General features: G+C 58.8%; 11 protein-coding genes and 1 tRNA gene. 7 read left to right on the top strand and 5 right to left on the bottom strand.

What is annotated here, in order from left to right; all coding sequences use genetic code 11:
- Positions 1-58: 58 nt before the first annotated feature.
- Complete coding sequence (locus Q0792_RS18260) at positions 59-1,201, bottom strand: VPLPA-CTERM sorting domain-containing protein (RefSeq protein WP_298844219.1); 1,143 nt, start codon at positions 1,199-1,201, stop codon at positions 59-61.
- Between the two features lie 389 nt (positions 1,202-1,590).
- On the opposite strand from Q0792_RS18260, the gene Q0792_RS18255 reads away from it, so the two are divergent.
- Entirely contained in the window at positions 1,591-3,549 is a 1,959-nt protein-coding gene (locus tag Q0792_RS18255; protein WP_298844216.1) for a tetratricopeptide repeat protein, read from the top strand.
- A gap of 93 nt (positions 3,550-3,642) precedes the next feature.
- Here Q0792_RS18255 and Q0792_RS18250 read toward each other — a convergent pair.
- The 3 genes from Q0792_RS18250 to Q0792_RS18240 all read right to left on the bottom strand — a co-directional run bounded on the left by Q0792_RS18250 (position 3,643) and on the right by Q0792_RS18240 (position 4,534).
- A tRNA-Arg gene (locus Q0792_RS18250) sits at positions 3,643-3,719 on the bottom strand.
- A 42-nt stretch (positions 3,720-3,761) separates the two neighbouring features.
- Positions 3,762-4,235, bottom strand: a complete 474-nt coding sequence (locus tag Q0792_RS18245; RefSeq protein ID WP_298844213.1) for a GNAT family N-acetyltransferase — start codon at positions 4,233-4,235, stop codon at positions 3,762-3,764.
- Complete coding sequence (locus tag Q0792_RS18240) at positions 4,223-4,534, bottom strand: ETC complex I subunit (RefSeq protein ID WP_298844209.1); 312 nt, start codon at positions 4,532-4,534, stop codon at positions 4,223-4,225. Before Q0792_RS18240 ends, Q0792_RS18245 begins: the two co-directional genes overlap by 13 nt.
- A 192-nt stretch (positions 4,535-4,726) precedes the next feature.
- Here Q0792_RS18240 and radC point away from each other — a divergent pair, with 192 nt between their 5' ends.
- From radC to Q0792_RS18220, 5 genes are all read left to right on the top strand, one after another.
- Positions 4,727-5,530, top strand: coding sequence for a DNA repair protein RadC (radC, locus tag Q0792_RS18235; RefSeq protein WP_298844206.1), 804 nt, complete (start codon positions 4,727-4,729; stop codon positions 5,528-5,530).
- Positions 5,531-5,604: 74 nt separating this feature from the next.
- On the top strand, positions 5,605-6,615 hold the full coding sequence (locus tag Q0792_RS18230; RefSeq protein ID WP_298844203.1) for a hypothetical protein: 1,011 nt from the start codon (positions 5,605-5,607) through the stop codon (positions 6,613-6,615).
- Positions 6,616-6,700: 85 nt separating this feature from the next.
- Entirely contained in the window at positions 6,701-8,902 is a 2,202-nt protein-coding gene (uvrB, locus tag Q0792_RS18225) for an excinuclease ABC subunit UvrB (protein ID WP_298844201.1), read from the top strand.
- A gap of 1 nt (position 8,903) precedes the next feature.
- Entirely contained in the window at positions 8,904-9,839 is a 936-nt protein-coding gene (locus tag Q0792_RS20140) for an HNH endonuclease signature motif containing protein (RefSeq protein WP_367276786.1), read from the top strand.
- Between the two features lie 98 nt (positions 9,840-9,937).
- Entirely contained in the window at positions 9,938-10,363 is a 426-nt protein-coding gene (locus Q0792_RS18220) for a hypothetical protein (protein ID WP_298844198.1), read from the top strand.
- A 4-nt stretch (positions 10,364-10,367) separates the two neighbouring features.
- On the opposite strand, the gene Q0792_RS18215 is transcribed toward Q0792_RS18220, so the two are convergent.
- Positions 10,368-10,625 (bottom strand): zf-TFIIB domain-containing protein, encoded by a 258-nt coding sequence (locus Q0792_RS18215; protein WP_298844396.1) that lies wholly within the window; start codon positions 10,623-10,625, stop codon positions 10,368-10,370.
- A gap of 142 nt (positions 10,626-10,767) precedes the next feature.
- On the opposite strand from Q0792_RS18215, the gene Q0792_RS18210 reads away from it, so the two are divergent.
- On the top strand, positions 10,768-11,436 hold the full coding sequence (locus Q0792_RS18210; RefSeq protein WP_298844195.1) for a hypothetical protein: 669 nt from the start codon (positions 10,768-10,770) through the stop codon (positions 11,434-11,436).

Here is an 11,436-nt window from a genome sequence, read left to right as displayed (position 1 = left end):
GAATGAAAAACGCCGCCGGCAAAACCGGCGGCGCTGCATTATTCAGAGATCACAGGTCTCAGCTGTCTTTACGACGCTTGCGACGTGCCAGGAAGCCGAAACCACCCAGACCAGCAGCCAGAAGCGGCAAGGACGCAGGTACCGGGATTACCGGCGTGCCGTCTGTCACTGTGAAGCGGTCTGCTTCGCGTGCAACGATGCCGCCATCAACTTTGGCAACTGTGTCAAAGGAGTAGAAGCCTGCCTCAAGCGCAGTGAAGGTAACGTCATAAAGGAAGGTTTCCGTATCCGAACGCTCGTACGAACCGGTCGCTGTGTCGCCTGAGCAGACACCGCCCGCTGCGTCGACGCAAACGGCGCTGACATCAATGCCGGGAAGTCCGGCACCCATATCTGTCACCTGAACGGTTGAATACGATGCAAAAATGCTGCCGATACCGGCAGAAATTGCATCTGCGAGGTCTCCGGCGTCTGTACCGCCATCAAAAACCGTACCGCCGACGCTTTCAACATCGTTCCGGAAACCGCTTCCGCCAAAATTGATCCCGATCAGATCAACATCTTCGGCGGCCAGCGCTGCAATCACGGCGGCATCGTCAGTGATATCTTCTTTCCACGTGGAATCGCCCAGTGCGACAATCACGCGTTTGGATCCCGGACGCCAGGTCAGTTCCCCGGCGGCAAGCGCCACCGCATCATTGCCGCGCTCAGGGCCGTCACCTCCGAAATCAGGATCGTTGAGCGTAATGTCCGCGATTCCCGAAATGTCACCGACGGTGATATCCTGGTTTATGACAGAGCCAGGCGCCGCGATCAGGTCACCCGGGGAACTGCAGCCATTGCCAAACCTTGTGAAGACGCACGGATCTCCGACCAGGCCTGCGTTTTCACCAAAGGCACCAACGCCAACGGCAAAATCAAACGATCCCAGATCGGCGGCAATTGCAGCAGCCGCGGCTTTTGCCGAATTGATAGCGCCACCCATGGATCCGGACGTATCGAAAAGGAAGTGAACATCCAGCAGCGCGCCCGTGGGCTTTGCTTCGTCGATAACCACCGTTTTCCTGATGGTTACTGATTCGCCAACTTCCAGCGTCGCGCTGTATGTGTCCGGAGCGATGCTGTCTGCGAAAGCGACAGAGCTGAGCCCTGAGAGCAGCAGCCCGACACCTGCACACATGGTTGTATTGCGGTTTATCATAATATTTCCCCACTTATAAAAGGGCGCTCGCATGGAACGCGTACGACAAAAAACTCCGGTGTACCCCGACAACTCGTAAGGCTCACTGCGACGGAAAATGAAAATTAAATTCCGCCGCGGACTCACCCGTTCCTATTTTATGCACGGGATTGTGAATTTGCCTAATTTTTTCTTAATTTTGACAAATTTTCTTTTGCTTTCAATAATAAAGCCGTCGGGGTTGTCTGCCGAATCGGCTGCCGCAAGAGGATATTCTGAGTTAAACACGCCATTTTTCTGAGGCTAAAGCGTCTGTTTTTCAGGCGAAAAACTGCCCCGACAGAGCCATGGTAGACCGACAGCAGAGCTTGGTTTATCATTTAGATTTTGAGGTAAAGAGGGAGCGTTCGATGTTGTTGAACAGATTTTTCCTGCAGGCCATTTTAGCGGCCACAATTGCAACCGGACCGGTGTCGGCGTCGACGCTCGAACTTCCGGATTTCGGGTCTTCGTCCGATACGGCTCTGTCAGGTACTGAACGCGGCCCGGCCTATCCTCACCTCAAATCAAACCCGAACCTCAGCCCTGCTGACGAGAACTCGCTGGCCAGGGGCAGTGCGGCGCTTGAAAAAGGTCAGTTTTCCGAAGCCCGTGACGCCGCTTTGCGGGTCACGCTGTCCAGCCCCGAGGCTCCCGAAGGCTGGCATCTGCTGGGGCTTGCCGATGCCGCCGATGGCAGGCTGGAAGACGCACTGACCGCGCTGGACAAGGCAGCTTCGCTCTACGACCAGAATGCCGATCCGCTCGTGATCAAGGGGGACCTGCTGCTTGAAGCCGGGCGTCCCGTCGAGGCGCGCGCGGCATATGAGGCCGCACAGCGCCGCGATTCCGGTAACTGGCGCGCCGGCGAGGGGCTGGCGCAGCTGGCATTCGCAGACGGCCGCCCCGAAGAAGCTCAGGCTTTGCTTGAAGGCGCAGTCGACGCGACCCCGCCAGAAGCCTATGCACCACGTCTTTCGCTGGCGCAGTTTCTCGTCGACCGTGGCAAAACGGACGAAGCCGAGTCCCTTTTTGTCCGCTTTACCGAAGCAGCACCGGATGTCGCTGAAGGGTGGTCGACCCTGGGGCGTATTCGCCTGCGCAACGGGAATCCGGCAGCCGCAGCAGAGGCCTTTGAGATGGGCGACAAGGCCGCCGGTGGTAACGTAAACCTTCGTTTTCTGCGTGCCGATGCGCAGGCGCGCGCCGGTCAGCCCGGTGCAGCGGCGGAAACGTTGCAATCCGCCCTGAAGCTGGATCCTGCATCTGTACGTGTGCATGTAGCGCTGGCGCAGCTCGCCGCGAGTGACGGGCAGGCCGACGCTGCCATCGGTCATTATGAAGATGCGGTCAGATCGGCTTCTGAGGAGCAGATAGGCACCCGTGTTGCGCTGGCACGGCTCTATCTGAGTACTGGCAGATTCGATCAGGTGCACGATCTGCTTGCCCCCTGGGCGGACCAGCAGGACGCCGCAGGCGATGCCGTGGATCCGATCCTCGCACGGGCTGACTGGGGTCTGGGACAGGTTGAGAACGCACGGTCAAGGTTCGCAGCGTTTCTCGGTCGCGCAACCACATCTGCGCCCTATCTGTCGACCGCCGATTTTCTGCTGGGCCAGGGAGATGTGGCAGGTGCCGACGACGTGCTGCGAAAGGCGAAAGCGGCGTTTGATGACGAGGCTTCCAACGTCGCCCTTGCCAGACTGGTCGGGGCAAAGGGGCAGTATGAGGACGCTTTACAGCTCTTTGACGCCGTGCTGGAAAACAACCCGCAGTCCGGGGAGGCGCTGAAAGGTGCCAGTCAGGCCGCCGCGCGTCTGGGACTTTCCGAGACTGCCAGGCAGCGCGCCGAAGCGCGTGCGTCACTTCCGGACGCCGGAGCCGAAGACTTTGTCTGGCTGGGTATAATGGCAGAGGCGGACGACTCCGATGAGATGGCCGCAGAGGCCTATGAACGCGCGCTCGCTCTGTCTCCCGGAAACTGGGTTGCGAATAATAACCTCTCTCTGCTCACGCTCGAAACTGACCCCGGGCGCGCTCTTGTGCTGGCCCGCGCGTCATCTGCCGTCGCGGGCGAGGTAGTGGCAGTGCGCAAGACGCTTGGCCGCGCGCTGCTGGCGACCGGAAATCTTGAAGAAGCCCGGGCACTGTATCTCTCGCTTGCAGACTCCGAACCTGACGACCCGGGCGTTGCTCTGGGCCTGGGCAGAACATTAATTGCGCAGGGAGAAAACGCTGCGGGTCGTGAAGAGCTCCAGCGGGTTCTGTCTCTTGATCCTGAAGGCGGGGACGCCGCCGCAGCGCGTGAGTTTCTCTCACAGAGTAACTGAGCCGGTGCGTACGGGCCGGCCAGCAGCCTTCATGGCACCGCCGCGCCTGAAATCTCGCGCGCTGGTTATCGTCACTGCGAAGACCGGTGAATATGGCGATCCCTGAAGGACTCGAACCCTCAACCTGCTGATTAGAAGTCAGCTGCTCTATCCAGTTGAGCTAAGGGACCGCTGATCCCGTTCATGCCGCAGGCAGCGGCGGCGCGCAAGCCTCAGATCCGGCGGGTCATAAAAATGCTCAGCGGGTCCGCGGTATAGTCACCAAACGGACTGCAGGTGCTGAACCCTTCGGAGGTGTAGAGCGATCGGGCGGCTGAATGCTCGGGACCGGCTCCTGTTTCAAGCCACACGAACTGAATGCCTTCGCTCCGGGCATGCGCGATCAGTCCCCGCAACAACTGGCGCGCCAGCCCCCTGCCGCGGTGTTCCGCCGCGGTATGCATCGACTTCAGTTCGACGTCATCATCGCCAAACCGCCGCAGCGCACCGACAGCCACTGCTGCAGAGTTGTCGCGGATCGCAAACAGGATCATTTCCGGCGAGCAAAGCGCATCAGCGGGCAGAACATGACAGCTTTCAGGAGGTGACTGGGACCGCATCAGCTGGAAATGCCGTTCCAGAAGAGCAGCGACATCAGCGTCCCGCGCATCAACACGGACCACGGCGGGCGGTATCAGTGGGTCCATGCCCCACGGCGTCCGGTTGCAAAATTTTCGCCATATCCGCCGGGCCGGATGTTTGCACGGCGTTTTTTCGGCTCCAGGACATCCGCCGGAATGTCATTGTCACGGGCGTACTCAACGGCCTCTTCTCTGGTCCGGAACCGCATCCGCACCTGGCTTTGAGTATCATCAGAAGAAGTCCAGCCCATCAGAGGATCAACCTCACGTGAGGATGCGGGTGCATACTCAAGAACCCATGCATGGGTTTTGGCCATGCCCGAGGACATAGCTGTTTTTGCAGGCTGATAGATTCGTGCGCGCATCTGCTGGCTCCCGGGTTGGCTCCGGTCAGGTTATCAGAGATTTCGCGTTGCCAGGCAAGACGGCATTTTGTCCTCTGGTGTGCAACTGCGCAGGGTTTTCCCGAAACCTGAGCGACGGATATGAATTTTAACCATTCGCTAACCATGAATCACCAATATCTCCGGGTGCTTGCAGGCAGGAAGGAGACCGCAGTGACCAGCCAGAAACACGGATTTTCCGAAGAAGCCATGCGTGGTCTGGAGGATCTTGACCGCCGTATCCCTGCCTGGGCTGAAACGCGTTCGTTGCAACCGGGCGAATTTGCCACGCGTGGCGGCGGCCCCTCACCCCACTACGTCGGCCACAGGCAGCGGCTGAGAACGCGTTTTCTCTCCGGTGGACATGCGGCCATGCCCGAATACGAGCTTCTGGAACTGCTTCTTTGCAACGCCATTGAGCGGATTGACGTTAAACCGCTGGCCAAGAAGCTGCTGGAAACCTTTGGTGACCTCAACGGAGTCGTTGCCGCCTCTGAGCACCGGTTGCTGCAGGTCAGGGGCACAACCCGCAAGGTCTACTTCCAGCTGCGTCTTGTTGAGGCCTTTGCCCAGCGTATGGCTCAGGCGCGTGTACTGCAACGCTGTGTTCTGTCGTGCTGGGATGACCTGATCGATTATTGCCGCACCTCTATGGCGCATCGCGACACAGAGCAGTTCCGCATCCTCTTTCTGGACAACAAAAACGTTGTGATTGCCGACGAAGAACAGGCCCGCGGCACAATCAACCACGTACCTGTCTATCCGCGTGAGGTGGTCAAACGCGCGCTGGAACTGAATGCAGCCGCGCTGATCCTTGTCCACAACCATCCTTCCGGCGACCCTTCACCCAGTGACTCCGATGTTACAATGACGGACGCCATCGTGCGTGCCTGCGAGGCAATCGATGCGCGCGTGCATGACCACGTGATTATCGGCAAAAACAGCGAGGCATCGTTCCGGTCACTCGGACTTCTCTGACGCGCTCCGTTATCGAAAACCCTGTTTGCGCATTCCGCAACCTTTGGTAGCGTGACATGAACAGGAGAGCCGAGATGCACCGAACAGCGCGCTTCCCGCGCCAGCAACGAACCGGGCCGGCGCACGGGGGGGCTTTCCGGCCCGGTCCCGGAACCACGATGCAGGCCCGCGCCAACACAAGCCCCACCGTGCAGCGTCTGGCAACTTTGGCGCTGCGGGGCGCACAGGTCGTGCAGCTTAAACGCCTCGACGAGAAACTGAATGACGGCGACAAGAAAGTTGCGATTGTCGGTGAGACTCACGGTGCAGTAGATCCAACGAAAGAAACACAGGTTTTCGCAGGCCGCGGCATAGAACTCAGGTACGAGGCCGATGACATTGCAGTCCACGATGGAGTCCAGGACGCAGACGCCCCAAGGGTGACGCCGGATCACGCTGGCTGGCGGCTGATGTTCATCGCCACGACAGCCGCAGAATTCATCAAGGACCTCGAAAACAAGGTCTACGCCAATGATGGCAGCTACACGGTCAGTGCACAGGACAAAACCAATGCCAACGCAGTGTTCCCGCGGCTGACAGGAGAGGCGAAAAATGTCAGAAAACTGCTCCGGGCCGCACAGAGCGATGCAGGCCAGCCCGAAATTCATCTGACGCTCGAAATACTGGATGAACTGATGGCGGCCCGGTCTGCCTTTCGTGCGGCGTGGAAGGCCGCTGGGAACGCGCCTAAAACACTGACGCCTGACCTTATCCGGACACCGCTGCGCAGCATTGTAGACGTGATCGGCCGAATGGAAGAGCAGATGGGTTCCGTGCAGGGCGTATCGATCATGCCGTCCAGCGACTACAGCCTCGTCCGGGCCAGCCATATGTACCGTGTCGCTTCCGGGCTCGCAGCAACCCGCAGTAATCTGATCTACAAGGTCGGCGACAGCCACGTTACCGAAATCCGTCAGATCATCGATACCGTCTCACCGGACGTAGAACTGCTGGACGCCGGGCAGTACGTCAGAGAACTTTTTGATCTGCTCGATGTGGTCAGCCCGCAAACCAGAGACAACCGGGCGGGTGGCGACGCTTACTGACAATTCCTGTCAGTAATGCTCCCCTGCCCCCTTGAACCCCTGACAATTCATGACACCTTGGCAGTAGCTCCCGGGGAATTTGCAAATGTCTTACGCCCACACCGATGGCTCAGAAGCCGTTCTTTCCAATCCTGCGCCAGATGTGCGCGCCCGACCCAAACTGGAGGGCGGCCGGAAATTCGTGCTTGCGACGGATTTCGAACCTGCAGGCGACCAGCCCACCGCCATCGCTGAACTGGCCGAGGGCGTGACTTCGGGCGAGCGGGACCAGGTCCTGCTGGGCGCCACAGGCACCGGCAAAACCTTCACCATGGCCAAGGTTATCGAGGAAACCCAGCGCCCGGCGATCATACTCGCGCCCAACAAAACGCTGGCGGCGCAATTGTACGGCGAATTCAAAGGGTTCTTTCCGGATAACGCTGTCGAGTATTTTGTCAGCTACTACGATTATTACCAGCCCGAAGCCTATGTGGCGCGGTCGGACACCTACATCGAGAAAGAAAGCCAGATCAACGAACAGATCGACCGGATGCGGCACTCGGCAACCCGTGCGCTCCTGGAGCGTGATGACGTGATCATCGTGGCCTCGGTCTCCTGCATCTACGGCATCGGCTCGGTTGAGACCTATGGCGCAATGACCCAGGACCTGAAAACCGGCCAGATGTACGACCAGCGCCAGGTCATGGCCGATCTGGTAGCGCAGCAATACCGTCGAAACGACCAGGCGTTCCAGCGCGGCTCCTTCCGCGTGCGGGGAGACAGCCTCGAGATCTTTCCCGCCCACCTTGAGGACCGCGCCTGGAAACTCTCCTTCTTTGGCGAAGAGCTGGAATCCATCACGGAATTCGACCCCCTGACCGGCGAGAAAACCGATACTTTCGACCAGATCCGCGTCTACGCCAACAGCCACTATGTGACGCCCAAACCGACCATGCAGCAGGCCATAATCGGCATCAAAAAAGAGCTGAAAATCCGCCTCGACCAACTGGTGAGCGAGGGTAAACTGCTTGAAGCGCAGCGTCTGGAGCAGCGCACGAACTTCGATCTGGAAATGCTCGAAGCCACCGGCGTCTGTAACGGGATCGAGAATTATTCACGCTATCTGACCGGGCGCGCGCCCGGAGAACCGCCGCCCACGCTCTTCGAATTCATTCCCGACCATGCCATTGTTTTCGCCGACGAATCCCACGTCTCAGTCCCGCAGATCGGTGGCATGTACAAAGGCGACTACCGGCGCAAGTTCACGCTGGCCGAACACGGGTTCCGCCTGCCCTCATGCATGGACAACCGCCCCCTCAAGTTCGAGGAATGGGATGCCATGCGCCCGCAGTCTGTCTTTGTTTCCGCCACGCCTGCGTCGTGGGAGATCGAACAGACTGGCGGCGTTTTCACAGAACAGATCATCCGTCCCACCGGACTTATTGACCCCGAGATCGAAATCCGGCCGGTTGAAATGCAGGTTGACGATCTGCTGGATGAGGTCCGCAAGGTCGCCGCCGACGGCTACCGTACGCTCGTCACAACCCTCACCAAACGTATGGCCGAGGATCTGACCGAATACATGCACGAACAGGGCATCCGCGTGCGCTATATGCACTCGGACATCGACACCATCGAACGCATCGAAATCCTGCGCGATCTGCGGCTCGGCGCTTTTGACGTACTGATCGGGATCAACCTGCTGCGCGAGGGTCTCGATATCCCTGAATGCGGGCTCGTGGCCATTCTGGACGCCGACAAAGAAGGCTTTCTGCGCTCGGAAACCTCGCTCATCCAGACGGTCGGCCGGGCCGCGCGGAACGCCGATGGTCGCGTGATCATGTACGCGGACCGCATCACCGGCTCGATGGAGCGCGCGATGGGTGAAACCAACCGGCGGCGTGCCAAACAACTGGCCTATAATGAGGAACACGGGATCACGCCGCAGACCGTGAAAAAGAACGTCGAGGATATTCTGGCCGGTCTCTACAAGGGCGACGTGGACATGAACCGCGTGACGGCCACGGTCGACAATCCGCTCGCCGGCGGCAACCTGCAGGCCGTGCTCGACGGGCTGCGCACGGACATGCGCAAGGCTGCCGAGAACCTGGAGTTCGAGGAAGCCGCTCGCCTGCGCGATGAAGTCAAACGACTGGAAGCGGTCGATCTGGCGATTGCTGACGACCCGATGGCACGGCAGTACGCGGTTGAAAAGGCCGTGGACGACGCCCAGAAAGCCTCAGGCCGCAGCACCATGGGCCGCGGCGGGATGCGCGGTGGGGTGAAGCGGAAGAAGCGGGGGCGTTAGGTTGACAAACAGACCCGCGATTCCGAGAAAAACCAAACATCGCATCTTATACGAAAGCGCTCATGCTTGCGCCATTTGTCAAAAATCAAATGTTCAAATACATCATATCAACGAAAATCGAGCAAACAACGATCCATCAAATTTGGTGGTCCTGTGTCAAGAGCATCACGGAGAGGCACATACCAAACGTAAACTGTCTTTGACACTTACGGCGGCTCGCATCCAGGAGTACAAAAAATCTTGGGAAACCGAAGTGCGACTAAGACGAGAAGCAACTGCTACCGTATCTCACCAGAGAAGCGTTTCCGACGAGTTTATGGCTACAGGAATATCATGGGGTTACATAAACCATAGGCGCGTCGCCGGAATGATCAGTGAAGACGTTCTGTCCAGAGTTGACAAACGGATGTTTGCTGAGTGCCTTACACGGAACCTCATCGATCAGAACGGAATCATAGTTTCTAGGCCATTTGAAGCTGAACCATCGTCTTACTTAGGAGCTTCTATATACGACAGGTTCGATTTTGGTGACGACCATCGTGTCCACACGTTATACTCAGGTATCGTCGATATTCTTGCACATGATTGTTCGGCTATTCACATTGACGATTACAGCTTCACCAAGGCTTGGATAAGTGATCTTTTGCGACCGGGCACTTTTATTTTCTTGAACCGTGGTCACTATTTCAGAGACGTAACCATCACAAAAGACAATATCGTTCGGCTTGCCTACGTCAAAAAGAGGAAAGTCAAGTTTGAGTACATTATAGAAACTCGCGATATGTTCGGAACTTCGTCAATGACAGTTTCATTCAAAGGCCGCAGATCTGCAGCGGCGCTTCTAATGGTGAAATCCATCAACGTAGCGGACAATGTCTCCGTAGATTGTACTCCAATTGCGCTCGGAGCTGGGCAGTGGACTAGCGCTCGACCCTAGGGTGGCGCGAAGCGCCCTCCCTGGGGGAGGGTCGGGCGCGGGCTTTGCAGAGCAAAGCCTCTGGTGGATTTCCAGTACACGCCGGCTACCTCCACCCCATGCGCACACTCATCGCCCTCACCCTGCTCACCTCTCCCGCCGCCGCCTGGGAGTTCACGCCCGGTCTGCCCTGCATCCTGACCCACAGCACGCCGCAGGCGGAGATCGAGCTGACCTTTGACCCGACCCAGCCGCTTTATACCGTGACCATCCGCCAGGACCGGCCCTTTGACAGCGCACCTGTGTTCGCCATGCGGTTCGACGGCGATCTGCCGATCAGCATTGCCACCGACCGGCACATGCCATCCCGCGACGGGCGCAGCGTCACCGTCAGCGACCGCGGCTTCGGAAATGTCCTGAACGGGTTGCAGTACAACGACACGGCCACGGCCATCCTGGGTGCGGCCGAGGTCGCCTTTCCGCTCGCAGGTGCTGCAGAACCGGTCGCGGCCTTCCGCGCCTGCCGGCCCGAGGCCGGTGTCTGAGCGATCAGAAGTCGAAGATCTCTTCCAGCAGCCCCAGACCGCGCTTTTTCTTTTTGTAACCGCCTTGCTTGTAGCCGCCCTGATACTTGCCGGGTGCCGGGCGTGGCGGTGCCGCATGACCCGTCTGCGCGTCGCTGCGGTCGATAATCTTGTCCAGCTCGCCACGGTCCAGCCAGACACCCCGGCAGCGCGGACAGTAATCGATCTCGACGCCGCTGCGTTCGGCGATCACAAGGGTTTCTCCGTCGACGGGGCAATGCATGGCTGTTTCTCCTCCTGGTTTCACCCCTTTGAGATAGGGCGCGGACCCGCGTTTTTCACCAGCACGTTCCATAAAATTCAAAACATCCCGGTAACCATTTCTTAACGCTCGTTAACCATGTTGGCGGGCGGAAAGGATTACGATGCGCATTGCCGTTCTGGCCCTGATCTTCTGCCTCGCGGGCGGGCAAACGGCCCTGGCCGGCGCGTGGCTGCGCGAAGAGGGAAAGGGCTTTGCCTCAGTTTCCGCCTCAACCACCCAGGACCGCGATTTCTCGGGCAGTCTTTATCTGGAATACGGGCTGACGCCCGAGCGCACACTGGGCGCAGATATCAGCTTTGGGCTGGACCGTACCGGCCAGCAAAACGGTTCGGGCGTGATTTTTGTCCGTTTTCCCATCGGTCCCACAGATCAGACCCACCGTTTTGCAGGGCACGTCGGACTGGGCGGGCGATATACAAACGGCGTTTTCTCGGCAGCGGTTGAGGCTGGGCTCAGCTGGGGCCGTGGGGTGCAGTGGCGCGACAACTGGGGCTGGGCCGCGGTGGATGCAAGTATCAACCTGCCGCAGGCGCCCGCGGAAAACCGGATCAAGCTCGACGGCACCTTCGGTATGGGTTTCACACCTTCGGTCAAGGCTATGATTCAGATGTTCAACACGCTGGAAAACGGGCAGGTCTTTTCGGATATCGCACCATCTTTGCTCATTCAGCCGCGTGGCGGACCCTATACGATCCAGATCGGCGCAGAGTTTCAGGTCGCGGGGGGCAGCGACAGGACGCTCAAAATCGGGCTGTGGCGCGATTTCTGA

This window comes from uncultured Roseobacter sp. (assembly GCF_947495025.1).
Lineage (GTDB): Bacteria > Pseudomonadota > Alphaproteobacteria > Rhodobacterales > Rhodobacteraceae > Roseobacter.
The sequence above is the reverse complement of the archived record's forward strand: the minus strand, read 5'-3'. Positions and strand labels throughout refer to the sequence as shown.